Source organism: Tropicimonas sp. IMCC34011, assembly GCF_003390865.1.
Classification (GTDB): Bacteria; Pseudomonadota; Alphaproteobacteria; order Rhodobacterales; family Rhodobacteraceae; genus Tropicimonas_B.
This window is the reverse complement of record NZ_QMEJ01000003.1, coordinates 147,788-172,603: the sequence shown is the minus strand read 5'-3', so window position 1 is coordinate 172,603 and position 24,816 is coordinate 147,788. Positions and strand designations below refer to the sequence as shown.

The 24,816-nt window shown below is 66.9% G+C and carries 28 protein-coding genes; 8 read left to right on the top strand and 20 right to left on the bottom strand.

From position 1 onward, the window contains the following. Positions 1 to 65: 65 nt before the first annotated feature. From uvrC to DQG15_RS10180, 11 genes are all read right to left on the bottom strand, one after another. A complete protein-coding gene (gene uvrC, locus DQG15_RS10230) occupies positions 66 to 1,943 on the bottom strand; it encodes an excinuclease ABC subunit UvrC (RefSeq protein WP_116085572.1) in 1,878 nt (625 codons plus the stop codon). A gap of 327 nt (positions 1,944 to 2,270) precedes the next feature. Continuing rightward, positions 2,271 to 3,050, bottom strand: coding sequence for an SDR family oxidoreductase (locus DQG15_RS10225; RefSeq protein ID WP_116084994.1), 780 nt, complete (start codon positions 3,048 to 3,050; stop codon positions 2,271 to 2,273). Further along, positions 3,047 to 4,000 (bottom strand): calcium/sodium antiporter, encoded by a 954-nt coding sequence (locus tag DQG15_RS10220; RefSeq protein WP_116084993.1) that lies wholly within the window; start codon positions 3,998 to 4,000, stop codon positions 3,047 to 3,049. Before DQG15_RS10220 ends, DQG15_RS10225 begins: the two co-directional genes overlap by 4 nt. A 1-nt stretch (position 4,001) precedes the next feature. After that, positions 4,002 to 4,181, bottom strand: a complete 180-nt coding sequence (locus tag DQG15_RS10215; RefSeq protein WP_116084991.1) for a hypothetical protein — start codon at positions 4,179 to 4,181, stop codon at positions 4,002 to 4,004. 1 nt (position 4,182) lies between these two features. Further along, on the bottom strand, positions 4,183 to 4,986 hold the full coding sequence (locus DQG15_RS10210; protein WP_116084990.1) for a S49 family peptidase: 804 nt from the start codon (positions 4,984 to 4,986) through the stop codon (positions 4,183 to 4,185). A 75-nt stretch (positions 4,987 to 5,061) separates the two neighbouring features. Next, positions 5,062 to 5,988, bottom strand: coding sequence for an electron transfer flavoprotein subunit alpha/FixB family protein (locus DQG15_RS10205; protein ID WP_116084988.1), 927 nt, complete (start codon positions 5,986 to 5,988; stop codon positions 5,062 to 5,064). Next, positions 5,988 to 6,749, bottom strand: a complete 762-nt coding sequence (locus DQG15_RS10200; RefSeq protein ID WP_116084986.1) for an electron transfer flavoprotein subunit beta/FixA family protein — start codon at positions 6,747 to 6,749, stop codon at positions 5,988 to 5,990. Before DQG15_RS10200 ends, DQG15_RS10205 begins: the two co-directional genes overlap by 1 nt. A gap of 135 nt (positions 6,750 to 6,884) precedes the next feature. Beyond that, positions 6,885 to 7,457: a cob(I)yrinic acid a,c-diamide adenosyltransferase gene (locus tag DQG15_RS10195; protein ID WP_116084985.1), complete on the bottom strand. Its 573-nt coding sequence runs from the start codon at positions 7,455 to 7,457 to the stop codon at positions 6,885 to 6,887. Between the two features lie 3 nt (positions 7,458 to 7,460). Beyond that, positions 7,461 to 7,658, bottom strand: a complete 198-nt coding sequence (locus DQG15_RS10190) for a twin transmembrane helix small protein (protein ID WP_116084983.1) — start codon at positions 7,656 to 7,658, stop codon at positions 7,461 to 7,463. 65 nt (positions 7,659 to 7,723) lie between these two features. Next, on the bottom strand, positions 7,724 to 8,554 hold the full coding sequence (locus tag DQG15_RS10185) for an SDR family oxidoreductase (RefSeq protein WP_116084981.1): 831 nt from the start codon (positions 8,552 to 8,554) through the stop codon (positions 7,724 to 7,726). Positions 8,555 to 8,629: 75 nt separating this feature from the next. Beyond that, positions 8,630 to 9,202 (bottom strand): SH3 domain-containing protein, encoded by a 573-nt coding sequence (locus DQG15_RS10180; RefSeq protein ID WP_232830798.1) that lies wholly within the window; start codon positions 9,200 to 9,202, stop codon positions 8,630 to 8,632. A 151-nt stretch (positions 9,203 to 9,353) separates the two neighbouring features. On the opposite strand from DQG15_RS10180, the gene parC reads away from it, so the two are divergent. From parC to DQG15_RS10165, 3 genes are all read left to right on the top strand, one after another. Continuing rightward, positions 9,354 to 11,591: a DNA topoisomerase IV subunit A gene (parC, locus tag DQG15_RS10175; protein ID WP_116084980.1), complete on the top strand. Its 2,238-nt coding sequence runs from the start codon at positions 9,354 to 9,356 to the stop codon at positions 11,589 to 11,591. 142 nt (positions 11,592 to 11,733) lie between these two features. Then, positions 11,734 to 13,008, top strand: coding sequence for a YjgN family protein (locus DQG15_RS10170; RefSeq protein WP_116084978.1), 1,275 nt, complete (start codon positions 11,734 to 11,736; stop codon positions 13,006 to 13,008). A 5-nt stretch (positions 13,009 to 13,013) separates the two neighbouring features. Next, positions 13,014 to 14,192, top strand: a complete 1,179-nt coding sequence (locus DQG15_RS10165) for a M48 family metallopeptidase (protein ID WP_116084977.1) — start codon at positions 13,014 to 13,016, stop codon at positions 14,190 to 14,192. Positions 14,193 to 14,211: 19 nt separating this feature from the next. On the opposite strand, the gene DQG15_RS10160 is transcribed toward DQG15_RS10165, so the two are convergent. The 4 genes from DQG15_RS10160 to folK are packed head-to-tail and all read right to left on the bottom strand — an operon-like array spanning position 14,212 to position 18,078. Next, positions 14,212 to 14,847 carry a DUF2062 domain-containing protein gene (locus DQG15_RS10160; RefSeq protein ID WP_232830797.1) on the bottom strand — a complete coding sequence of 212 codons (636 nt, stop codon included), beginning with the start codon at positions 14,845 to 14,847 and terminating at the stop codon, positions 14,212 to 14,214. A 34-nt stretch (positions 14,848 to 14,881) separates the two neighbouring features. Then, on the bottom strand, positions 14,882 to 17,032 hold the full coding sequence (locus DQG15_RS10155; RefSeq protein WP_116084973.1) for a bifunctional (p)ppGpp synthetase/guanosine-3',5'-bis(diphosphate) 3'-pyrophosphohydrolase: 2,151 nt from the start codon (positions 17,030 to 17,032) through the stop codon (positions 14,882 to 14,884). 22 nt (positions 17,033 to 17,054) lie between these two features. Then, a complete protein-coding gene (rpoZ, locus tag DQG15_RS10150; protein ID WP_116084972.1) occupies positions 17,055 to 17,414 on the bottom strand; it encodes a DNA-directed RNA polymerase subunit omega in 360 nt (119 codons plus the stop codon). A 40-nt stretch (positions 17,415 to 17,454) separates the two neighbouring features. Next, on the bottom strand, positions 17,455 to 18,078 hold the full coding sequence (folK, locus tag DQG15_RS10145; protein ID WP_116084970.1) for a 2-amino-4-hydroxy-6-hydroxymethyldihydropteridine diphosphokinase: 624 nt from the start codon (positions 18,076 to 18,078) through the stop codon (positions 17,455 to 17,457). 78 nt (positions 18,079 to 18,156) lie between these two features. On the opposite strand from folK, the gene DQG15_RS10140 reads away from it, so the two are divergent. From DQG15_RS10140 to rnhA, 5 genes are read left to right on the top strand one after another with little or no spacing between them, the layout of a single operon-like run. Then, a complete protein-coding gene (locus tag DQG15_RS10140; RefSeq protein WP_116084969.1) occupies positions 18,157 to 18,732 on the top strand; it encodes an NYN domain-containing protein in 576 nt (191 codons plus the stop codon). Between the two features lie 22 nt (positions 18,733 to 18,754). After that, positions 18,755 to 19,210, top strand: coding sequence for a YqaA family protein (locus DQG15_RS10135; RefSeq protein WP_116084967.1), 456 nt, complete (start codon positions 18,755 to 18,757; stop codon positions 19,208 to 19,210). Positions 19,211 to 19,259: 49 nt separating this feature from the next. After that, positions 19,260 to 20,210: a 4-hydroxy-3-methylbut-2-enyl diphosphate reductase gene (ispH, locus tag DQG15_RS10130; protein WP_116085569.1), complete on the top strand. Its 951-nt coding sequence runs from the start codon at positions 19,260 to 19,262 to the stop codon at positions 20,208 to 20,210. Beyond that, positions 20,207 to 20,659 (top strand): DUF3429 domain-containing protein, encoded by a 453-nt coding sequence (locus tag DQG15_RS10125; protein WP_116084965.1) that lies wholly within the window; start codon positions 20,207 to 20,209, stop codon positions 20,657 to 20,659. Before ispH ends, DQG15_RS10125 begins: the two co-directional genes overlap by 4 nt. A gap of 41 nt (positions 20,660 to 20,700) precedes the next feature. After that, positions 20,701 to 21,153, top strand: coding sequence for a ribonuclease HI (gene rnhA, locus DQG15_RS10120; protein WP_116084964.1), 453 nt, complete (start codon positions 20,701 to 20,703; stop codon positions 21,151 to 21,153). On the opposite strand, the gene DQG15_RS10115 is transcribed toward rnhA, so the two are convergent. The 5 genes from DQG15_RS10115 to def (DQG15_RS10095) all read right to left on the bottom strand — a co-directional run bounded on the left by DQG15_RS10115 (position 21,143) and on the right by def (DQG15_RS10095) (position 24,699). Then, entirely contained in the window at positions 21,143 to 22,030 is an 888-nt protein-coding gene (locus DQG15_RS10115; RefSeq protein ID WP_116084962.1) for a serine hydrolase, read from the bottom strand. The two genes, rnhA and DQG15_RS10115, sit on opposite strands and share 11 nt — an antisense overlap. A gap of 1 nt (position 22,031) precedes the next feature. Further along, complete coding sequence (gene fmt, locus DQG15_RS10110) at positions 22,032 to 22,931, bottom strand: methionyl-tRNA formyltransferase (RefSeq protein ID WP_116084961.1); 900 nt, start codon at positions 22,929 to 22,931, stop codon at positions 22,032 to 22,034. Next, a complete protein-coding gene (gene def / locus DQG15_RS10105) occupies positions 22,928 to 23,425 on the bottom strand; it encodes a peptide deformylase (RefSeq protein ID WP_116084959.1) in 498 nt (165 codons plus the stop codon). The genes fmt and def (DQG15_RS10105) overlap by 4 nt, the downstream gene beginning before the upstream one ends. Further along, positions 23,422 to 23,919, bottom strand: a complete 498-nt coding sequence (gene def, locus DQG15_RS10100; RefSeq protein WP_116084957.1) for a peptide deformylase — start codon at positions 23,917 to 23,919, stop codon at positions 23,422 to 23,424. Before def (DQG15_RS10100) ends, def (DQG15_RS10105) begins: the two co-directional genes overlap by 4 nt. Before the next feature lie 258 nt (positions 23,920 to 24,177). After that, the gene (gene def / locus DQG15_RS10095; RefSeq protein WP_116084955.1) at positions 24,178 to 24,699 is read right to left on the bottom strand and encodes a peptide deformylase; all 522 of its coding nucleotides are present in this window, start codon (positions 24,697 to 24,699) and stop codon (positions 24,178 to 24,180) included. Positions 24,700 to 24,816 lie beyond the last annotated feature (117 nt).

The window sequence follows — 24,816 nt, the reverse complement described above, 5'->3', positions numbered from 1 at the left end:
GCGCCTCTTTCGTGCCGTCGGCGAGCGTCTTTCGCTCCGCATGACGAAGCAGGCGCGCTGCCTGATCAGCCGCGCTCGTGGAAGAAGTCGTAGATCTTCTCCGCGAGGCCAGCGCTGATCCCGTCCACCGCTTTCAGATCGGCAAGGTCCGCGCGGGAGACAGCCTTCGCCGATCCGAAATGCGTCAGCAGCGCGCGCTTGCGGCCCGCGCCGACGCCCGGGATATCGTCGAGCGGGGTCGCGCCGACGCCCTTGGCCCGCTTCTGCCTGTGCGCACCGATGGCGAAGCGGTGGGCCTCGTCCCTCATCCGCTGCACGAAGTAGAGCACCGGATCGTTGTGGCGGAGCGCGAAGGGTCGGCCCCTCGGCCGGTGGAACTCCTCCTTGCCGGCATCGCGGTCGATGCCCTTGGCCACGCCGACGAAGGGCACATCCTCGACACCGAGGTCGGCCATGATCTCGGCCACTGCAGAGACCTGCCCCGCGCCGCCATCGATCAGCAGAAGATCCGGCCAGGTCTCGCCCTGCCGGTCCGGGTCCTCCTTCAGGAGGCGCTGGAACCGACGTGTCAGGACTTCCTTCATCATCCCGAAATCGTCTCCGGGGGTCAGCTCGGTGCCCTTGATGTTGAACTTGCGGTACTGGCTCTTCAGGAAGCCCTCCGGCCCCGCGACGATCATGCCGCCGACGGCGTTCGTGCCCTGAATGTGAGAGTTGTCGTAGACCTCGATGCGGGAGGGCGGCGCCGGCAGGTCCAGCGCCTCCGCCAGCCCGGCGAGAAGCTTCGTCTGCGCCGCGCTTTCGGACATGCGCCGAGCCAGGCTCTCGCGGGCGTTGCGGGACGCGCTCTCGACGAGCTCCGCCTTTTCACCGCGCTGCGGCACGAGGATGGAGACCTTGCGGCCGGCCTTCTCCCCAAGCGCCGTCTCCATCAGCTCCCGCTCCTCGATGTCGTGCGACAGCAGGAGTTGCCGGGGCGGCTCCTTGCCGGAATAGAACTGGCCGAGGAACGCTTCGAGGACCTCTGTCGGACTCTCCACGCCGCCGAGACGGGGATAGTAGTCCCGGTTGCCCCAGTTCTGGTGCGCACGGATGAAGAAGACCTGCACGCAGGCCTGCCCTCCCTCCATGTGCAGCGCGACGATATCGGCCTCAGCGACGCCCCTTGGATTGATCCCCTGAACGCCCTGCACCTGCGTGAGCGCGCGGATCCGGTCCCGGATCGCGGCTGCGCGCTCGAACTCCATCGCCTCGGATGCCTCCGCCATCTCCTTCGCGAGCTGGCCCTGCACGTCGGTGCTCTTGCCTTGAAGGAAGCGCTCCGCATCGCGGACGAGGCCGGTATAGCTTTCGGCGTCGATATGACCGGTACAGGGAGCGCTGCAGCGCTTGATCTGGTGCAGCAGGCATGGACGCGTGCGGCTCTCGAACACCGAATCCGAACAGTTGCGGAGCAGGAAGACCTTCTGCAGCTGGTTCAGCGTGCGGTTCACGGCGCCGGCGCTCGCGAAGGGGCCGTAATACGAGCCCTTTTCCGTCCGCGCGCCGCGATGCTTCTTGATCTGCGGAAAGGCATGGTCCTTCGAGACGAGGATGTTCGGGAACGATTTGTCGTCCCGCATCAGCACGTTGTAACGGGGCTTGAGCTGCTTGATGAGGTTCTGCTCGAGCAGCAGCGCCTCCACCTCCGTCCGCGTCGTGAGGAACATCATCGCGGCGGTGTCCAGGATCATGCGGGAGATCCGGGGAGAGTGCTGCGGTGAGGGGCGTGAGTAGCTGGAGACCCGCGCCTTGAGGTTCCGCGCCTTCCCGACATAGAGAACGCGGCTTTCGGAATCGAGCATGCGGTAGACGCCGGGAGAGCTGTCCAGCGTCCTGAGATAGCTTTTGACGCACTCATACCCACGCGGGCCGTCGGGCGCCGGGCGGCTGTCCTCGGTCATGGGCGCTTCGCCGGTGGCGCGGGGATCCGTCATCGCGTGCTCCAATCCTGAAGGGCCAGATCAAAGGCCGGGGGACAAGTCTGGAAGCCACCCACAGATTCTGTGGATAAGCCGGGGGATAACGCCCGCCCCAGCCTCATCGCGCCGCCCGGGTCAAGCGCTAAGTGACGGTTCTGTGACAGATGGTCCAAACACAAGTCATTGATTCCATGTCATTTATTATCCAGTTGGCGTTAACCTATTGTAAAGATTTGCCAATAAACGGGTCCGCGAGGACGCCCTTCTGCCGTCTTGGCAACTTCTTGCCGTCGGGGCAGCGGATACCGGCTAGTCGCCGCCAGCCATGTCCGGCGTTCGCCAGTTGAGATGCTGTCCCCCGTCGACGCAGAGAAGCTGGCCGGTCACCGCCTTGGCGTCCAAAAAATACCCCAGCGCCGCGCAGATATCGTCCGGATCGGCCCCGCGCCCGAGGATCGTGGCAGCCCGCTGACGGCGGTAGTGCTCCTCGGACTGGCCGGCGGCCTTCATCGTCGGCCCGGGGCCGATGGCGTTGACGCGGATATCCGGCGCGAGGTCCCGCGCGGCCGTTCGGGTCAGCGTCCAGAGTGCGTCCTTGGCGAGGGTGTAGGTCGCGAAATGCGGCGTCAGCTTGCGGACGCGCTGGTCCACCATGTTCACGCATAGCGCGCGGGAGACGGGCTCGCCGGCCGCATCCGTTTCCGCCTTGGAAGCACGCTCCGCGAAGGATTGCAGAAGCCAGAAAGGTGCTTCGAGGTTGGAGCGCATGTGCCGGTCCCAGCTCTCGGGCGTCGCGCTTGCAAGGCGGTCATACTCGAAGATCGAGGCGTTGTTCACCAGAAGATCGAGCGGCCCCCCAAGGGCGTCGGCGGCATCCGGAACGAGGCCGCGGACGGCTGCGCGATCGAGGAAGTCCGCCTGGACGGTCACGGCCGTCAGCCCCATTGCGCGGATCTCGCCCGCCACGGCCTCCGCTTCCTGCCCGGAGCCGTTGTAGTGAACAGCAACGTCGAGGCCCCGCCCCGCGAGGTAGAGCGCCATCGCCCGGCCGAGCCGCTGGCCGGCGCCTGTGACAAGCGCGCGCTTCATGCCACGACGGCCACGAGATAGGCGGCGTAGAGAACGAGGAGCACGCCGCCGAAGACGCGGCCCATGCGTTTCTGCCACATCACGGCCGGCAGGAGCAGGAGCGCGGCGGCCGCCATGACCCAGAGGTCCACCCGCAGCATCTGGGGGTCGACGGGGATCGGGCCGACGAGAGCCGCGACGCCGATGATGCCGAGCAGGTTGAAGATGTTCGAGCCGATCACGTTGCCGATCGCCACGTCCGCCTGCCGCTGTTTCACCGCGGAGAAGGTCGTCGCGAGCTCCGGCAGCGACGTGCCGATGGCAACGAGCGTGAGGCCGATCACCGTGTCCGGGATATTCAGCGTCTCGGCGATGGAGACGGCGGATGTCACGAGGATCTGCGCGCCTATGGGAAGGCCGACGAGGCCGATGACGAGGTAGAGCGCGATTTTCTTGCCGGACATCGACGCATCGGCACCTTCAAGATCCTCCTCGGGGGCCTTCGCCTTACTTGCCTTCCGGTGGCGCCGCGCATCGAGCGCGGAGTCGGTCAGCACCGCTGCGAGGAGCGCCAGAAGGATCAGGCCGTGGATCCAGGTGAACGGCCCAGTGAAGGCCATCGCGATGAAGATCGCCGTCGCCCCCAGCATCACGACGAACGACCGCTTCGAGTCTGGCCCCATGGAGCTCATCCCGAAGACGAGCGCCGGCACGCCGACCACAAGGAGCACATTGGCGATGTTGGAGCCGACGACATTGCCGAGCGCCAGTCCGGCCGCATCGTCGAGAACCGCGGCGACGGAGATCAGAAGCTCCGGCGCCGATGTGCCGAAGGCGACGACGGTGAGGGAGACGATCAGCGCAGGAATGCCGATCCTGAGCGCGAGATTGACGGCGCCCTTCACGAGCGCGTCGCCCGCGAAGAGGAGCACCGCCAGCCCGACGAGGACGAGGAGGATATCGACGATCATGTCACTTTTCTCCGCAGGGGCACGGGCCGGTGCCGATGCGGGGCGCGCCGCAAGCGCGGCATTTCGGCGGGCGCGCGGGCTTTCGGGCGCTGCGATGCGCATGGCCGGGCCAGCGCAGGCGACCGAACATCGCAAGGACGATCATCGCGACGAGGAAGATGGTGACGATCTTGACGATCATCTCAGAGGCCGAGGCGCGCCCACTGGGCCCGCTCCTCCACGTGGTCGCCGGCAGCGGACAGCAGCTCCGTCGCCGCACCGAGGCCGATCCGCCGGAAGAGACTGCGCTTGGGCGCCTGCACGTTGAACCGGACCTTGTCGCCGAAACGACGCTTCATCTCCGGCACGAGGTGCCCCACCCCGTCGGCGAGGCCGAGCTCGACGGCACGTTTGCCGGTCCAGAACTCACCTGTGAACAGGTCCTCGTCGCTGGTCAGACGCGCGCCCCGCCTTGCCACGACATGCGCGGTGAATGCCTCGTGGATCTCGTCCTGCAGGCGGCGGAGGCGCTCAACATCCTCCTCCTTCTCGGGCCGGAACGGGTCGAGGAAGGACTTGGAGCCGACGGAGGTGTGGATCCGCCGCTCGACGCCGTGACGGTCGATGAACTCCTGAAACCCGAAGGAGGAGGAGATCACGCCTATGGAGCCGACGATGGAACTCGGATCGACGAAGATCTCGTCCGCCGCTGCCGCAAGCCAGTAGCCTCCCGAGGCCGCCGCATCCTCGATGAAGGCGATGACCGGGATCTCCTTCTCCTCGGACAGACGGCGGATCCGCGCACCGATGAGGGAGGATTGCACGGGCGAGCCGCCGGGCGAGTTGATGGAGATCGCGACAGCCTTGGGCTTTCGCCGGAAGGCCCGCTCGAGAAGCGGCGCCACTGTGGCGTCGTTCAGGCCGCGCGCGTTGGCGGCGATCATGCCCGTGAGGCGGACGACGGAGACGGTCGGCTTTTTGGGGCCGAAGGGGGGAGGAAGAGCCATGCCGATCATCTATGGCGGCAGGGGCAGTGCGGCAAGGCGGCGCGGGAGATCATGGCCCCCGCGCCGCCTTTTGACTTACGCCTTCTCGGTCAGTTCCGGGACGAGCTCGAAGAGATCGCCGACGAGGCCGTAATCGGCGACCTGAAAGATCGGCGCTTCCTCGTCCTTGTTGATCGCGACGATCACCTTGGAATCCTTCATCCCGGCAAGGTGCTGAATCGCACCCGAAATGCCGATGGCGATGTAGAGATCGGGCGCCACGACCTTGCCGGTCTGACCGACCTGCCAGTCATTCGGCGCGTAGCCCGAGTCGACCGCGGCACGGGACGCGCCGACGGCGCCGCCCAGCTTGTCGGCCAGCTTTTCCACCAGCTCGAACTGCTCCTCGGAGCCGAGGCCCCGGCCGCCCGACACGACGATGGAGGCGGAGGTGAGCTCGGGACGATCGCTCTCGGCAACCTTGTCCTCGACCCATTCGGAGAGGCCCGGATTCTCGGCGGCGTCGATCTTCTCGACGGATGCCGAGCCGCCCTCGCCCGCTGCATCGAAGGTCGAGGTGCGGATCGAGAGGATCTTCTTGGCGTCCCGGCTCTCCACGGTCTGGATGGCGTTGCCGGCGTAGACCGGGCGCTCGAACGTGGAGCCGTTCACGATGCCGGAGACGTCGGTGATGACCATCACGTCGAGCAGTGCCGCGACACGGGGCAGCAGGTTCTTGGCGCTCGTCGTCGCCGGCGCGCAGATATGCTCGTAATCGCCCGCGAGGCCGACGACGAGAGGTGCGGTCGCCTCGGGCAGGTTATGCCCGTAGGCCGCATCGGAGCAGCAGAGAACCTTGGAGACGCCGTCGAGCTTCGAGACGGCCTCGGCAGCGCCCTCGCACCCTTCGCCGGCGACGAGGACGGTCACGTCGCCGAGCTCCTTCGCCGCGGTCAGCGCCTTGGCGGTGGCATCGAGGACGAGGTCGGCGCCGGAGACTTCGGCAATGAGCAGAACAGCCATCAGAGAACCCCCGCTTCGTTCTTCAGCTTGTCGAGAAGTTCGTCGACCGACGCGACGGTGATGCCGGCCTTGCGCTCAGCGGGCTCGACCGTCTTCACCACCTTCAGGCGCGGCGCGACGTCGACGCCGTAATCCTCGGGCGTCTTCTGATCGAGCGGCTTCTTCTTCGCCTTCATGATGTTCGGAAGGGACGCGTAGCGCGGCTCGTTGAGCCGCAGGTCGGTCGTGACGATGGCCGGAAGTTTGACCTTCACGGTCTGCAGACCCCCATCGACCTCGCGGGTCACGGTCGCATCGCCATCGCCCAGCTCGACGTTGTTCGCAAACGTCGCCTGGCTCCAGCCGAGAAGCGCCGCCAGCATCTGGCCAGTCGCGTTCAGGTCGTTGTCGATCGCCTGCTTGCCGCAGATCACCAGCTCGGGCTTCTCCTCGTCGACGATGGCCTTGAGGATCTTCGCCACCGCGAGCGGCTCGATATCCTCGTGCACGTCGTCCGATGCGGTGACGAGAATCGCGCGATCCGCTCCCATCGCGAGGGCGGTGCGAAGCGTTTCCTGCGCCTTGGCCACGCCGATGGACACTGCGATGACCTCGTCGGCCTTGCCGGCCTCCTTCAGTCGGATCGCCTCCTCGACGGCGATCTCGTCGAACGGGTTCATGCTCATCTTGACGTTCGCAAGGTCAACGCCGGATCCATCCGACTTGACCCGAACCTTCACGTTATAATCAATTACCCGTTTCACGGGCACCAGGATCTTCATCCGGCTCTCCCTCCTTCTGTCGAGCGCAGGCCGCTCGCCTTGATCTTGGGGCAAGACTTAGCCTGCACCGGCCTCATGAAAAACCGCGAATATCGGCGAATGGCGCTGGAAACGCGACGTTTCCGGATGCTACCGCTAACGACTTGCGCCCGGCACCCAGAGGACGTCACCCACCCCGCCATCGTTGGCATGCCGTGCCGCGACGAAGAACCAGTCGCTCAGGCGGTTGAGATACCGCACGACCGGGCCGCTCACGCTCTGCTCGTCCGCGAGGGCGACGGCGATGCGTTCGGCCCGCCTCGCGACGGTTCGCGCGACATGCAGGTGTGCCGCGAGGGTGGAGCCGCCCGGAAGGACGAAACTTCGCAGGGGCGCGAGGTCCGCGTTCATCGCGTCGATTTCCGTCTCGAGCCGCGCGGTCTGCCTATCGGTGACGCGCAGGGGCGGATACTCCGCCTCCTCTTCTCCCGGCGCGGTCGGACGGCAAAGGTCGGCGCCGAGATCGAACAGATCGTTCTGGATCACCGTCAGGCGCTCGCCCATCTCCCCCTCCGCATGAAGGCGCGCGACGCCGATCGCGGCATTCAGTTCGTCCACGGTGCCGTAGGCCTCGACGCGCAGGGACGTCTTCGCAACGCGGGTGCCATCGCCAAGCGCCGTCTCGCCGCCATCGCCGCTGCGGGTGTAGATCTTGCTCAGAACGACCATGGTCTATCTCCGGATCAGGACGAACAGCAGGATGAGAACGACCGCGGCGAACTGCGCGAGGATGCGCAGGCGCATGATCTTGTTGGCGTTCCTGCGGTTGAACTCGCCGCCCTTGGCGAAGGTGCCGATCCCCACCGCGAGGATCGCGACGACCACGAGCCCGGCCAGGGCGATGGCGATGAACAGCGGATCGTCTCTCATGTCGGCCTCATGTCGAATGTTGACCCGCACGTAGCACCCATGCGGCGGACCGCCAGTGCGACCGATCAGCCGAGGGAAATGATCCTGTCGAGCGCCCGGCCGGGCAGGATGCGTCGCAAGACCCCCATCGCCTTCGTCGGGACCGTGACGGCATAGCGCGGCGCCGGGTTTCTCGCGCTCAGCGCCCGGCGAACTGCCTTCACCACCGCTTCGGGCGGCAGCTCGAACGTGTCCTTCCCGCGGCTTTCGTAGAGACGATTCAGCAGCGTTTCGCGGTACTGATCGGCGCGCGGCGAGGCTTCCCAGTCGATCCAGCGTTCGAAATGGGGGATGGAATTGACCCGGATCTTCGACGTGATCGGACCGGGCTCGATCAGGACGACCCGGATCGGTGTGTCGCGCATCTCGAGCCGCAGCACGTCCGTCATTCCCTCCAGCGCGAACTTGGTGGAAACGTAGGCCCCTCGCCACTTCATCGGAACGAGACCCAAGACGGAAGAACAGTTGAGAATGCGGCCCGACCCTTGCGCCCGCATGATCGGAAGCACCTGCCGCGTCAGCTCGTGCCAACCGAAGACGTTGGTCTCGAAGATTGCCCGAAGACCGTCCGTCGGCAGGTCCTCAAGGGCGCCCGGCAGTGCGAAGGCCCCGTTGTTGAAGAGCGCATCGAGCCGCCCGCCCGTTACGTCCGTCACATGGGCCACCGCGGAGGCGATGCTATCGGCATCGTCGTAATCGAGGCGGATCCCCTCCAGCCCCTCCTCCCTCAGCCGCTCTGCGTCCGCTTCCTGTCGGCAGGCCGCAAAGACGCGCCAACCATCGGCGTTAAGGCCCCGGGCCGTGGCCTCTCCGATGCCGGAGGAACAACCCGTGATGAGGATGGATCTCTTGGTCACTTGGAGCCTGAAACGCGAAAGGGTGGCGGGATCAGCCGCCACCCTCTACGCCCGGTTGCCTGACGGCAAGACGGTTCAGCCGATCTCGTCGAGGAAGCGGCGGGCCATGTAGCCTTCGCGACCGCCGGACATCCGGATCTTCGCCCATCCGGATGCGTCCTCGGAAACGAGCTCGACATCGGTGCCACGAACGAGGGAGTCGATGACACCGTGGCCGGTCGACGGACCGGATCTGACATTCACGCGGGAGCCGGAAACTTCCAGCATCTGGGCATCCGCGGCCGGGTCGGCGGCGAGCGCCTCCCAATCGCGATCAGCGTCGACAACGCCGCCCGCAGCAGCAAGGACGCGCCGCGTTTCGTCGGAAAGCTCAAGCGTGCCGCTGGGGTTGGCTTCGGCCTGAGCGGCGGAATCAGGCGCATCGGATGCGACAGCGGGCTTCGCCCCGACGGAGCCTTGAACCGCCGCCTGAACGATATTCCGGGCCTGATCGAGATCGGCCGGTTCGGCGCTGGCCTGAACGACGGGCGCGGCGAGGGCGGACGGTGCCGTGGCGGCACGGGTCACGTCGACATCACCGGTTTCCGGGACGATGAGCATCGCACCACCGAGGACGAGGAGCGTTCCTGCAACATACTTACCGAGCATTACTTTGCCTCCGCCTGGGTCGAACGTGCCTGGATGGAAAAATTATCGAACGCGTGTTTCTGCATTGTTGCCGTAATGTCCTGCCCCGCGAGACGGACGCTCCTTTTTCGTTACCCTTGTAGCCACCGAGAGGCTTCGCTACTCAGACCGTATGAGCGAGAGCGCCGACGAGCCGGACCACCCTTCGCCGGCACTTGCCGAGCCGCTTCGCCGAGCCATCGGCGAGCGCTACTTGACGTATGCCCTTTCCACGATCATGAACCGCGCACTTCCCGATGCGCGCGACGGGCTGAAACCAGTCCATCGCCGTATCCTGTATGCAATGCGCGAACTTCGGCTGAGTTCCGCTGGAGGGTATCGAAAATCAGCGAAAATCAGCGGCGACGTGATGGGCAACTATCATCCGCACGGTGACAGCGCGATTTACGACGCGATGGCGCGCCTCGCGCAGGACTTCTCCATCCGCTACCCGCTGGTCGATGGCCAAGGCAACTTCGGCAGCATCGACGGAGACAACCCGGCGGCCGCGCGCTACACCGAAGCCCGCCTGACCGCCGCCGCGGAAGCCCTGATGGACGGCCTGACCGAGGATGCCGTCGATTTCCGGGACAACTACGACGGCACGCTCCAGGAACCCGTCGTCCTGCCGGCCGCCTTTCCGAACCTTCTGGCCAACGGATCCAGCGGCATCGCCGTCGGCATGGCGACGAACATTCCGCCCCACAACATCGACGAGCTTCTCGGCGCCTGCCTCCATCTGCTGAAGACCCCGGATGCGCGGAACGATACGCTGATGAGCTACGTCCAGGGCCCGGACTTCCCGACGGGCGGCGTCATCGTGGAGCCGCCCGCCAGCATGGCCGAAGCCTACCGGACCGGCCGCGGCGCGTTCCGCCTGCGGGCCCGGTGGGAGATCGAGGAACTCGGGCGCGGCCAGTGGCAGGTCGTCGTCACCGAGATCCCCTACCAGGTCCAGAAGTCGAAACTCATCGAACGGCTCGCCGAGCTGATCCAGCTCAAGAAGATCCCGATCCTCGCCGATGTGCGGGACGAGAGCGCCGAGGACGTGCGCGTCGTTCTTGAACCTCGCTCCCGCACCGTCGATGCCGACGTGCTGATGGGGATGCTGTTCCGCAACTCGGACCTCGAAGTGCGGTTCTCGATGAACATGAACGTGCTGATCGACGGGCGCACGCCGAAGGTCTGTTCGCTGAAGGACGTGCTGCGGGCGTTCCTCGATCACCGTCGGGACGTCCTTCTGCGCCGCTCGCGCCACCGCCTCGGCAAGATCGATGCGCGGCTGCACATTCTCGAAGGCTACATCGTCGCCTTCCTCAACCTCGACCGGGTGATCGAGATCATCCGCACCGAGGACGAGCCGAAGCCGGTCATGATGGCCGAGTTCGACCTGACGGAGACGCAGGCCGAGGCGATCCTCAACATGCGCCTGCGGTCGCTGCGCCGCCTCGAGGAAATGGAGCTGCGCCGCGAGCGCGACGAGCTGACCGAGGAGCGCGCCGGCCTGATGGACCTTCTCGGCAGCGAGGAGCTCCAGTGGCAGCGCATCGCCGCCGAGCTGAAGGAGGTCCGCAAGACCTTCGGCAAGAATAGCCCCGGCGGCGCCCGCCGCTCCGCAATCGCCGAGGCCAAGGCCGTGGCAGAGGTGCCGGTGGAGGCGATGATCGAGCGCGAGCCCGTCACCGTGGTCTGCTCGAAGATGGGCTGGATCCGGGCGATGAAGGGCCACGTCGCCGCCGATCAGCCGCTGAAGTTCAAGGACGGGGACGAGGGCCGCTTCGCGATCCATGCCGAGACGACGGACAAGCTGCTGCTCCTCGGCTCCAACGGGCGCGTCTATACCCTTCCCGTGACCTCCCTGCCTGGCGGGCGCGGGATGGGGGAGCCGGTGCGCCTCATGGTCGATCTGCCCAACGAGGCGGACATCACCGCGCTGCGGATCCACCGCAAGGGTCAGAAGCTCCTGCTCGCCTCGACCGCCGGCGACGGGTTCGTCGCCAATGCCGACGAGCTCCTCGCACAGACCAAGGCCGGCAAGCAGGTGCTGAACGTGAAGGCCCCGGCGGCTGCCGCGCTCTGCAAGGCCATCGACGGGGACCACGTCGCCGTCGTCGGAGAGAACCGCAAGATGCTGGTCTTCCCGTTGACCGAGTTGCCGGAGATGGCGCGGGGCAAGGGCGTGCGCCTCCAGAAGTACAAGGACGGCGGGATGTCCGACGCGACGACGCTGACGCTGGAGAACGGCCTGTCCTGGACCGATCCTGCGGGCCGGACGCGCACCGAGCGGGATCTCTCCGAATGGGTCGGCAAGCGCGCCGGTTCGGGACGCATGGCCCCCCGCGGCTTCCCGCGCGACAACCGCTTCAACTGAGCCGGCGCCTCCCCGCCTGACCGCCGGGTGACCCCATTGCCGCATCAGGCTGCGGGGCATACACGGATAAGTGACGCGGGAGGGATCGCGGCATTAGGATTGCCCCTGCGTCAGAAGCGATTTTCCGCGAAAGGCATTTCCGATGAGCGATACAGGTACGGAGCCCTCCTCCGCATTCGGGGACGCCCTCAAGGCGCAATACGATGGCGAGGGCGGCCCGCTCTTCTGGCTTGCGCTCAAGACCGGCTTTCTCACCCTCATCACGCTCGGTATCTATCGCTTCTGGGCCAAGACGCGGATCCGCCGCTATCTCTGGTCCTCGATCCGGCCCGGTGGTTCGCCGTTCGAATATACCGGCACGGGCCTCGAGATGCTGCTCGGCTTTCTCCTCGCGGTGGTGGTGCTGGCGGTCTATCTCGGCGTCTTCCAGCTGATCCTCTTCGCCGTCGGTCTCTCCATGTTCTCCGGCGGCACCACGGACGCGGCGATCATGGCGCAGATGGCGACGTCCCTGCTCAGCTTCGCCGCCGTGGCGCCGCTGCTGTTCTTCGCGCGCTACCGGGCACGGCGCTACCAGCTCGCCCGTACGCGCTGGCGCGGCATCCGGTTCGGGATCGAGAAGGGCGCCCTCGGCTATACCTGGCGCGCCGTTCTCTATGCCGTCGCCACAATCTTGAGCTTCGGTCTGCTGCTGCCGCTCATGACCTTCCGGCTCGAGAAGTACATGATCGACAGGACCTATTACGGCACGGCGCGCTTCGAGCAGCACGGCAAGTGGACAATGCTCTACCGTGCCATGCGCCAGATCTTCATCGCGCTCGCCATCCTGATTGCGGGCGCGGCCTGCGTCGGCTTCGGCACCATGCTTCCCCCCGGCCCGGCCGGCTATTCCTTCCTGACGGGCTTCGGCATGATGCTGCTGGCGGCCGGCTACGTCTGGATCTCCGTCGGCGCGGTCTCCTACTCCGTCCAGTCCTTCCGCCTCATGGCGGCCGAGAAGGAACTGGGCAACGGAATCCGCTTCGACGCGCAGCCAAGGACCGGCAGTGTCATCGGCATCTATATCGGCGGAACGATGCTGCTCGGCCTTTGCGTGACGGCGATCCTGATCCCGTTGATCATCGTGGCGGTCATGCTGGTCTTCGCCTCCGGAGGCTTCGAGCAACTTGCCTACGTGGACCAGGAGGTGGTCGGCCTCGGCCTCGTGATCCTGACGAGCGTCGCCTATGTCGGCGCCATTCTCATGGCCGGAGCGCTGGCCGTCGTCTTCATCACCCAGCCGATTTTGCGGCACTATATCGAGACGCTGACGATCCTGAACGCCGGCCGGCTCGATCTCATCACCCAGCGGGAGCGGGACGAGGTCGTGGATGCCGAAGGCTTCGCCGACGCCCTTGATATCGGCGCGGGCTTCTGAGCGGGATGACGGGGTCCTCTCTTCACGGTCAGACTTCGGTTCCGGCCCTCTTCCACGACGGCCGGACCGCCGGAGAGCGCGCCGTGCGCGCGGTTGCCGATGCCGGGTCCGGCCGGATGACGATCCTCGCCGAAAGCGGTGCGCCCCTCGCGATCTGGCCCTTGAAGGACGTCCGGCAGGTGCGCGACCCCGGATCGAAGGGCCACGGCGTCTTTCACCTGTCCGGGACGGACGAGGCGCGTCTGGTCGTGGAGGCGGCGCGCGACGTCGCCGCGCTCGCCGCGCTATGTCCAAACCGCAAGGCCAGCGCGACGCCGCCCGGAACCGCGCGCAGGATCCTGGTTCGCGGCGTTGCCGCCATCGGCGCCATCCTCCTGATCCTCTTCGTCATCCTGCCCCGCCTGTCGGACACCATCGCCCGCATGATCCCGCCCGACCGGGAGGAGCAGATCGGCACCACCGTCGTCGCACAGGTGGAGCGGGCCTTCGGCGCGCGCGGGGAGGACGCGATGTGCTCCACCGCCGAGGGCGATGCGGCGCTGCAAAAGATGCGGGATCGGCTGATCGCCGATCTCGACGTGCCCTACGATGTGAAGATCCGCGTCCTCGACAGCGGCATGGTGAACGCCTTTGCGGCGCCCGGCGGGCATGTCGTCATCTTCTCGGCACTGATCTATGCCGCCGAGAGCCCCGAGGAAGTGGCCGGGATCCTGGCGCATGAGCTCGGTCACGTCGCGTCGAGGGACCCTCTCCGGCTGACGCTGCGGGCCGCGGGCTCGGCCGGGATCCTGTCACTCGTCATCGGCGATTTCGCAGGCGGTGCCGCCGCCGCGGTGATTGCCGAGCAGGTGGCCTCCGCAGCCTATACCAGGGAGGCCGAGGCCGCGGCGGACCGCTTCGCGTTCGACATGCTGGCAGCGGCGGAACTTCCCTCCGAAGCCATCGCCCAGTTCTTCGACCGCCTGCGGGAGGAGCACGGGGACATGGGCGGTGTTCTGGAATACGTCGCCAGCCATCCCAGTCTCGCCGGCCGCGCCGAGGCGGCCCGATCTGCCGAAACGCAAGGCGATGCCTTCGCCCCGGTCCTGTCGGAGGAGGAGTGGCAGTCCCTCCGCGCGATCTGCGACCTGCCGGAGGACGACATGGACGAAGATGCGGGCACGGCCCCGCAGGAAGACGAATAAGGCAGCCCGCCCGGTCTTCTTATCCGTTATCCGGCTGGTGGGCGCCCCGCAGCCGCGCGGCTCGCCGCTTCACGAGGCCCTTGCGGCGCTTCTGATAGGCGGTAACGACAGGCAGGGAGAGGTAGAACGCGATGATCCCGGCGATGAGGCCAGGGAGCAGCCCTCCCACGAGATAGGGCAGGAAAACCTCGGAATAGAACCTGTGGAGCCCGAGCCAGTTCGCCTTGTCCGGCGTGAAGAGCGCGCCGAGATTGGCCCAGAGGTCCGACATCGCCCAAGCGAATTTCTCGAACAGCGAGTTGCGCACCTCGTCCTTGAACTGCGTGCCGAGGATGAAGTGCCCGAGCGTCAGGCTCACCCACGCGATGACGGGAAAGGTGATCGGGTTGCCGAAGAAGGTTGCGATGAGCGCGGCGAAGATGTTCGCCCGCAGGATCCGGCCGATGAGCAGCGCGAGCACGAAGTGAAGCCCGAAGAGCGGAGTGAAGCAGACGAACACGCCCGCGAAGATACCTCGTGCGATGCGCTCGGGCCGGTCCGGAATGCGGCTTACGCGGTGCTGGACGTACTGGAACGCGCGGCCGTAACCGCCGCGCGGCCAGATCGCTGACCATGCGATTCGGGCCCAGCTCCGCTTTTCTCTCCGCTTGAACACGTCCAGAGGGCCTCGTTCGATTGGGACCGGCGCATCATGCAGGTCCGCGTTCCAGGTTTCGCATCCGCGATATCTCTGCAACATCGCTATCGGCCTCAAGTGCCGTCACGACCATGTGCAGATGCTCCACGTCTCGCAGGTCCACATCAATCAGCAACCTGTAAAAGTCCGGTTTGCGATCAAGAAACTGCAGGTCCGAGATATTCGCCTTCTGCTCGGCCACAAGGGTGCAGATCCGGCCGAGCGCGCCGGTCGCGTTGGCCAGCACCAGCTCGAGACGAACGGTATAGACCGGCGGGTGGGGGCCCGAATGCCAGTGCAGGTCGACCCAGCGCTCGGCCTCCTCCTCGAATTCCACCAGGAGTGGGCAGTCGATGGCATGCACCACGACGCCGCGCCCACGATACGTGATGCCGACGATCCGCTCGCCCGGCACCGGCTGACAGCATGAGGCCCGCTGGGGCGTCTGGTCGGGCGCAAGGCCGAGGACGGCGCGGGTCTGGTCCACCGGCTCCCGCTCGCCGCCGCTGTCGGCAAGCTTCGGATAGAGCGTGGTCACGACGTCCCGCGCGGAGAGCTCCGCGCTGCCGAGACGCGCGAGAAGCGTGTCCGCATCGGGCAGGGTCAGCTTCTTCGCCGCCATGCGCAGGGCCTTGTCCGTCGCCGTCCGCCCGACCTGCTCGAAGGCCTGCCTGACGAGCTCCCGCCCAAGCTTTATGTATCGCTCGCGGTTCTCCTCGCGGAGGGAGCGGCGGATTGCGGACTTCGCGCGGCCCGTCGCGACGATATCGAGCCAGGTCGCCTGCGGTCGTTGCCCCTCGGCGGTGATGATCTCGCAGGACTGGCCGTTCTTCAGCCGCGTCCACATCGGAACCCGGATGCCGTCGATCTTCGCACCGACGCAGGAATCGCCGATCCGCGTGTGGATCGAGTAGGCGAAGTCGAGCGGCGTCGCGCCCTTCGGCAGCTTCACCACTTCGCCTTTCGGGGTGAAGCAGAACACCTGGTCGGAATACATCTCGAGCTTCACATGCTCGAGGAATTCCTCGTGATCGGTATCTCCGAAGCGGTCGTTCAGCGTGGACAGCCACTTGGCGGGGTCGACGGCGAAGGGGTTCTGCGCGCGGACACCGTCGCGGTAGGACCAGTGCGCGGCAACGCCCGCCTCGGCGACCTCGTGCATCTGCCGGGTGCGGATCTGCACCTCGACGCGCTTGCCGTCCCGGCCCGAGACCGTGGTGTGAATCGATCGGTAGCCGTTGGACTTGGGCTGGCTGATGTAATCCTTGAAGCGGCCCGGCACGGCAGACCAGCGGCGGTGGATCGCGCCGAGGACGGCATAGCAATCCCTCTCGGTATCCACGATGACGCGAAAGCCGTAGATGTCCGACAGGCGGGAGAAGCCCTGGCTCTTCTCCTGCATCTTGCGCCAGATCGAGTAAGGGCGCTTCGCACGGCCGAACACGTCCGCATCGATCTGCGCCTTCGAGAGTTCGAGCCGTATGTCGCTCGTGATCTTCTGGATCACGTCGCCGGTTTCGTTCTGAAGCCGCACGAAGCGACGCATGATGGATAGGCGGCCTTCGGGGTTCAGCACCTGGAAGGCGAGGTCTTCGAGTTCCTCCCGCATCGACTGCATGCCCATCCGCCCGGCCAGGGGGGCATAGATGTCCATCGTCTCGCGCGCCTTCTTCACCTGCTTCTCGTGGCGCTGGAAGCGGATGGTGCGCATGTTGTGAAGCCGGTCCGCCAGCTTCACCAGGATCACCCGCAGATCGCGGGACATGGCGATGAAGAGCTTGCGGAAGTTCTCCGCCTGCCGCGTTTCGGAGGAGGAGAGCTGGAGATTGGTCAGCTTGGTGACGCCGTTCACGAGATCGGCGATGTCGGCGCCGAACCGGTCGGAGATATCGGTCCAGTTCGCCCGCGTATCCTCGATCGTATCGTGCAGAAGGGCGGTCACGATCGTCGAATCGTCAAGCCGCTGCTCGGTCAGCAGCGCGGCGACGGCGACGGGATGGATGAAGTAGGGTTCGCCCGAATCGCGGAACTGACCCTCGTGCATGTCCGCGCCGTAAGCATATGCGGCGCGGATCAGATCGGTGTCGCTGCGCGGGTTGTACGCCTTTATGAGCTCGACGAGATCCTCGACGTCGAGGGACGCGCCGTGATGCGGCGCGGCCAGCGTATGGGCGCTGTCGCTCGTCTTACTTCTGCTCCTGCGCTTCCATCAGGGCGCGCAGCAGCTTCTCTTCGGACATGTCGTCATCGGCCGGACGGTCGGCACTGCTCTCGGAGCCCATGAGGAGAGACATGCTGTCCTCTTCGGGCTCGTCGACTTCGATCTGGGTCTGGTTGGACTCGATCATCCGCTCCCGCAGATCATCCGCCTGCTGGGTCTCGTCGGCGATCTCGCGCAGCGCGACGACGGGGTTCTTGTCGTTGTCGCGGTCCACGCTGGGCTTGCCGCCCGAGGAGATCTCACGCGAACGGTGCGCGGCGAGCAGGACGAGCTCGAAGCGGTTCGGGACCTTGTCGACGCAGTCTTCGACGGTAACGCGTGCCATGGAACGACTCTCCAGCGATCAGAGTGCGGAAAACGCGTCTCTAACGCCTTGCCGGCCGGTTTGCAAGGGAGAGGCTCATGGCTCGAGGTCCGCCCCGCGCGCCGGCGGGAAGGCTTCGGATCATGTCCGCCGGGGTCTGGCCCGTGACCGGATGGTGCCAGTCTGGCGCCGCCTCCGCCAGAGGCACGAGCACGAAAGGCCGATCCGCGATGCGCGGGTGCGGCAGGATGAGCTCGTCCGGTGCCTCGGCCCGCTGACGCTCTGGCGCCAGCTTGCGCCACCTTTGCCACTCTGAGCGTCCGGGCAGCACGCTGTCTCCCAGCCAGAGCAGGTCGAGATCGAGCGCCCTCGGCGCCCAGCGCCTGTGCCGCCGCCGCCCGAAGGCCGCCTCGATCTCATGGAGCGCGGCGAGGGCGTCCCGAGGTCCCATCGTCGTGCTGACCGTGACCACCGCGTTCACGAAGTCCGGGCCGGAGCCGGCGGGGAAGGCCGCGGTGCGATAGAGCCGGCTTCGACGCAGGATCACGAAGCCGCAGCGCTCCATCGCGCGCATGGCCGCCGTCACCGTCCGCGCGGGCGAACCGGCGCGCGATGCGGCATTCGATCCCAGTGCGACACCCCCAATTGTGTCGATAACGTGACGTTCATTGACTTGCAGCACCATGCGCTTTCCCTAGCTCTTGATCGTATGGGCAGACAAAGCCCCTTTTCGGTCTGCCACGCATTTTGAAAGGGCATTTGAATGTTTTACCGCGACGAGCGCCTCGCGCTCTTCATCGATGGCTCGAACCTCTATGCCGCGGCAAAGTCGCTCGGGTTCGACATCGACTACAAGCTGCTCCGCCAGGAGTTCATGCGCCGCGGCAAGCTCCTCAGGGCCTTCTATTACACCGCCCTTCTGGAGAACGACGACTACTCGCCCATCCGTCCCCTCGTCGACTGGCTGCACTACAACGGCTTCTCCATGGTGACGAAGCCCGCGAAGGAGTACATCGACAGCCAGGGCCGCCGGAAGGTCAAGGGCAACATGGATATCGAGCTGACAGTCGATGCCATGGAGCTGGCTCCGCGCGTTGATCACATCGTTCTCTTTTCCGGAGACGGCGATTTCCGGCCGCTGGTCGAGAGCCTCCAGCGCTCCGGAGTACGTGTGTCGGTGGTGTCCACCATCCGCTCGCAGCCGCCGATGATCGCGGACGAACTGCGCCGTCAGGCAGACAACTTCATCGAACTCGACGAACTGAAGGATGTGATCGGCCGCCCCCCGCGGGAGCCCCGCCCCGAACCGCAGGGCGCAGAGGCCCTGTCCCGGAGCTGACGGCAGGGGGAGATTGCCTCCCGTGACCACGGGCCATCCCCTCGCCGATCTCGCGATCCTGTTCCTCGCCGCATTCGGCGCGGCGACCATCCTTCCGTTTCAGTCCGAAATCGTTTTCGCCGCGCTGCAATCGGCCGGGACCGCCCCGCTATGGGTCATCATCGCGGTCGCGTCCGTCGGCAACACGCTCGGCTCGGTGGTCAACTACGTCATGGGCCTCGGCATCGAGCGGCTGAAGGGGCGGCGCTGGTTTCCCGCCTCGGAGGCGCAGCTGGCCCGCGCGCAGGACTGGTATTCGCGCTGGGGCATCTGGTCCCTCCTGCTGAGCTGGGCGCCGCTCGGGGATGCCATAACCGTCGCCGCCGGCATCTTCCGGACCCGGTTCGCGGTCTTCCTCATTCTCGTGGCCATCGCCAAGACCGGACGATACATCGTCTTCGCCGGACTCGTGGACGGCGCGATCAGGACGTTCGGCTGACGCCTTTACGGCAGGGCCCGGCGGCCTTACCTCTTGGGCCATGACCGAGATGCCCCGCCCCCCGCTCACCATCCATCTCGCCGCCCCGCGCGGCTTCTGCGCCGGCGTGGACCGCGCGATCAAGATCGTCGAGATGGCGCTCGAGAAATGGGGCGCTCCCGTCTACGTGCGGCACGAGATCGTCCACAACCGCTACGTCGTTGACGGCCTGCGGGAGAAGGGCGCGATCTTCGTCGAGGAACTCGAGGAATGCCCGGAGGATCGCCCCGTGATCTTCTCCGCCCATGGCGTCCCGAAGGCGGTCCCGGCCGAAGCCGCGCGGCGGGAGATGATCTTCGTCGACGCGACCTGCCCTCTCGTCTCGAAGGTGCATATCGAGGCGGCGCGTCATTCGGAGGAAGGTCTCCAGATCGTGATGATCGGCCATGCCGGCCATCCCGAGACGGTGGGCACGATGGGGCAGCTCCCGGACGGTGAGGTCCTCCTGGTCGAGACGCCGGCCGACGTGGCGACGCTGGAGGTGCGCGATCCCCAGCGCCTCGCCTTCGTAACCCAGACCACCCTCTCGATCGACGATACCCGCGAGATCGTGGAGGCCCTGACGTCGCGCTTCCCCGCCATCGTCGGGCCGCACAAGGAAGACATCTGCTACGCCACCACCAACCGCCAGGAGGCGGTGAAGGCGATGGCGCCGGCGATCGACGCGCTTCTCGTGATCGGGGCGCCGAACTCGTCGAACTCGAAACGCCTGGTCGAGGTCGGCGCTCGCGCCGGCTGCCGCTATTCCCAGCTCGTCCAGCGCGCCTCCGATATCGACTGGCGTGCCATCGAGGGGATCGAATCGCTCGGCATCACCGCCGGCGCCTCCGCCCCCGAGGTTCTGGTGAACGAGGTCGTGGACGCGTTCCGCGCGCGGTACGACCTCCGGATCGAACTGGTCGAGACGGCCGTGGAGCGGGTGGAGTTCAAAGTCCCCCGCGCCCTGAGAGAGCCCGCGTGAGAGCCGTCCCGCTCCCTGCGGCCCTCTTCGGTGCCGCGGGGCTCCTTCCATTCCTGTGGGGCCTGGCCTGCGCCCTTGTCCCCGCGCTGAACGACTGGGCCTATCTGTCCCTCGGCGGACGCTTCACCGCGCCCTACGTTGCCGTCTTCTACGGCGTCGTGATCCTCTGCTTCATGTCCGGCGTGCTCTGGGGCTTCGCAGCGCGAGACGCCGGTGCCCAGTGGCACTGGTACGCCCTTTCGGTCCTCCCGGCCCTCTGGGCCTTCTTCTTCACAGGCGGCGGAGGGGCGGATGCCGCGCGGGCCGTGATCGCAGGTTTCCTCGCCCTTCTGCTCCTAGACTGGCTCTACCAGCGCGCCGGTCTGGCGCCCGGATGGTGGATGACCCTGCGCATTCCCTTGACGGCAATCGTCACGATCAGCCTCGGCCTCGTCGCCGCGCTGGCCTGACGGGCTGGACGCCGCGTCGCTCCCGCTCTATCCCCCGCGCCATGCCTCATCTTTTCGCCTTTACCGACGGAGCATGCTCCGGAAATCCCGGCCCCGGCGGCTGGGGCGCCCTACTCCAGGCAAAGGAGGGGGAAGAGGTCGTGCGGGAAAAGGAGCTTAAGGGCGGCGAGGCCAACACGACCAACAATCGCATGGAGCTTCTGGCCGCGATCCACGCGCTCGAAAGCCTCAAGCGTCCGACCCGCATCACCGTCGTGACGGACAGCGCCTACGTGAAGAACGGCGTGACCGGCTGGATCCATGGCTGGAAGCGCAACGGCTGGCGCACCGCCTCCAAGAAGCCGGTGAAGAACGAGGAGCTCTGGAAGCGCCTCGACGCCGCGCAGCATACCCATGACGTGACGTGGGAATGGGTGAAGGGCCATGCCGGCCACCCGGAGAACGAGCGGGCGGACGAGCTGGCCCGCGCCGGGATGAAGCCGTTCAAGCCCTGATGGACGCGAGGCGCACCGCCTCCGTTTCGGGCACGCCCTCATCGGTGCCCGGCGAGAAGACGGCGACCGTCACCGGCGCCGCAAGATCGGCAAAGCGGTAGACGGCACAGCTCCCGATGGGCCCGCCGCCCGAATGACCGACGGCCCGCCCGAGCCTCGCGACCTCACCCGACATCAGGCCGAGCGCGTAGCCATGCCGCGTCCAGGGGCGGCCCGGAATGCCATCCCCGAGCGGATGGCGCCGTAGCATCCGCTCCAGCGTCTCCGGTCGCAGGAGCCCGCCTCCGAGAATGCCGTCCATCATCCGCGCGGCATCCGCGGCCGTGCCGACGAGGCAGCCGTGATAGACCCACCCCGGATCGTAACCGTCCGCGCTCCAATGCAATTGTGCGAAGTCGTCGGCGTCCGCGAGGCGCATGGTCTCGAGGCCAAGCGGACCCGCGACGAGGGTTCGGAGCGCCTCTGCGAGCGTCCCTCCCGTCACGTCCGCCACGATGCGGCCGGCGAGCATGTAGCCGATGTTGGAATAGCGCCAGCCTTGCCCCGGCGGATAAACGAGCGCCCCGGCCCCGGCGCGGCGCAGCAGCTCCTCCCGCGGCCACGGCGGCTCCCTGCGGGCAACGGCCTCGCGATACTCCGGCAGGCCGCCGTAATCGGGCAGGCCGGCACGATGCTGAAGAAGCTGGGCCATGGAGAACGGCTTGCCAGGAAGCCGCGCCTCGATGTCGAGCCTGCCCGCTTCGTGAAGCTTCAGCGCGGCAGCGGCAATCGCGGTCTTGGTGACGCTGAACCACGGGAAGAGCGCGTCCGCCGCGCCCCTGCACTCCGTTCGCCCAGCGGCAACCCACGCGGCCGGCAGGTCCGCGGGCGCCGTCATCTCAGCCGATCCGTCCCGGCAGGACGAGGCCGCGCAGGACCTCCTCCGCGGCAAGCGGCTTCCGGCCTTCGCGCTGAACCTCCAGAACCTCCACGGCCCCGGTCCCGCAGGCAATCGTGAAGCCCGCCATGACCTGACCCGGTTCGCCGTCACCCTGATGCGCGCGGGAGCGCAGGAGCTTCACGCGCTCTCCCTCGATCTCGGTCCAGGCGCCGGGGAAGGGAGACAGGCCGCGGATCTGCCGGTCCACCTCTTCGGCCGGGCGGGACCAGTCGATCTTCGCCTCGGACTTGTCGATCTTTGCCGCGTAGGTGACGCCGTCCTCGGGCTGCGGCAGCGGGGTGAGGCCCGCCAGCCCGTCGAGCGCCGCGACGATCGCCGTGGCGCCGATCCCGGCCAGCCGGTCATGCAGGTCGCCGGCCGTATCGGTCGGGCCAATGGGGGTTTCCTGACGCAGAAGGACCGGGCCGGTATCGAGCCCCGCTTCCATGCACATGATGCAGACACCCGTCGCATCGTCCCCGGCCATCACGCTGCGCTGGATGGGCGCCGCCCCGCGCCAGCGCGGCAGGAGCGAGGCATGAATGTTGAGGCAGCCGCGCTCCGGCGCGTCCAGGATCGCCCGCGGCAGGATCAGGCCATAGGCCACCACGACCGCGACCTCCGCGCCGAGCTCGGCGAAGCGCGCCTTCTCCTCTTCGGGCTTGAGGGACACCGGATGGCGCACCTCGATGCCGGCCTCTTCGGCACGGCGGTGGACCGGCGTCGGACGGTCCTTCTTGCCGCGGCCCGCGGGGCGGGGCGGCTGGGTGTAGACAGCGGCGATATCGTGCCCCGCCTCGATCAGCGCATCGAGCGCAGGGACCGAGAAGTCGGGCGTTCCCATGAAGATCAGTCTCATGCCGTCCGCTTCTCCGCGCGCTTGAGGAGCATCTGCCGCTTCGTGCGGCTCAGACGGTCAAAATACATCTTCCCGTCCAGATGGTCGATCTGGTGCTGCATGGAGGTCGACCAGAGCCCGACGAGGTCGCGCTCCTCAATCTCCCCCGCCGTGTTCAGGAAGCGGACCGTGACCGCCCGCGGCCGCTCCACCTTGGCGGAAACGCCGGGCAGGCAGGGGCTCGCCTCGTCATGGGTCCGGGGCTGGATGGAGGAATGGAGGATCTCGGGGTTGATCATCCGGATCGCTTCGCCCCGCGCCTCGGAGGCGTCCACCACCGCAAGGCGCAGCATGACGCCGATCTGGGGCGCGGCGAGGCCGACGCCCGGCATCGCCTCCATCGTGTCCACCATGTCGCCGAGGATAGTCCGGATCTCGTCCGTCACCCCGGCGACAGGGTCCGCGGCCGTCCTGAGCCGCCGGTCGGGCCAGCGCAGGATCGGCCGGACGCTCACTCGGCCGAGGCCGCTTCGAGGCGTTCACGCTCGGCCGGGTCGATCCGGTCGAGGATGAGCTTGCCGTCGAGATGGTCGATCTCGTGCTGGGCAACGCGGGCCTTCGCGCCGGACAGCTCCTCGGTCTGGCGATTGCCGGAGAGGTCGGTCCAGGCCAGCGTGACCGTTTCGGGGCGCTCGACGGAGGCGGTGATGCCAGGAATGGAAAGGCAGCCCTCGTCCTCGGAAGCCGTCTCGGACCCCTGCTCGGTGATCTCGGGATCGATGCAGACATAGGGCTGCCGGCGGCCGCCGTCCTGCCAGTCGGACGTGTCCATCACGAACATGCGCGCCTCGCGGCCCACCTGCGTCGCGGCAAGGCCACGGCCCGGCGCGGCATACATGGTCTCGAGAAGGTCGGCGGCGAGGATCTGAAGATCGCTCGTCACGCCGCCGCTCTCGGGGGCGGCCTTGGCGAGACGGGGATCGGGGTGGTTCAGAATGGGAAGTATCATGCGTTGTCCTTCATATTGAGGCGGCGGGCATCGTGCCTGCCAGTATTGTGACGGGGTCGGGCGCGCCCGACATCATCGCTTCGAAACAGGCCCTGCCGTACACGGGTCGAGCCCGGCGCGAGCACAAAATGCCGACATGCGCCCGCCAGCCGGCGACCTCGCCGGCCTTCGGTCCGGCGTTGTTCGGCCCGCGATCCCCGGCCACGGCAACCACCGCAGAACCGAGGCGCAAAGGCCGGATTCGAGGCTCCGGCGGCATCAGGCGCGGGCCATTTCCCGCTTCAGCTTTTGCATCCGGCGGGTAATCATCTGGCGCTTCAGCGGCTTGAGGTAGTCGATGAAGAGCCTGCCGTCGAGGTGGTCGATCTCGTGCTGGACACAGACGGACCAGAGTTCGTCGAACTCGGCCTCCTGAGCCTTGCCGTCCCTGTCCATCCAGCGCACCTGCACCGCGGCCGGACGCTCGACATCGGCGAACTGTTCCGGGATCGACAGGCACCCCTCCTCGTGCACGCGCCGCTCGTCGGACCTGGCCACGATCTCGGGGTTGAACATCACGGTGGGCTGCGGTGCGGCCCCCTCGTCCTTGACGCAGTCCATCACGATGAGCCGCGTCATGACGCCGATTTGCGGCGCGGCGAGGCCGATGCCGGGAGCATCGTACATCGTCGCAAGCATGTCGTCCGCGAGTGTCCGCAGATCATCGGTGATGTCCGCGACGGGCGCGGTCACCTTCTTGAGCCGGGGATCCGGGTGGATGAGGATCGGTCTGATCGCCATGCCGCACGATTTAGGGGATGCCCGGTGGACAAGCAAGGTCGGGGCGGCGCCGGGACGTCGCGGGAGGTCTCGGGGCCGGGTCCTCGAGGACCGAAACGCGGGCCGGAGCTGTCCACG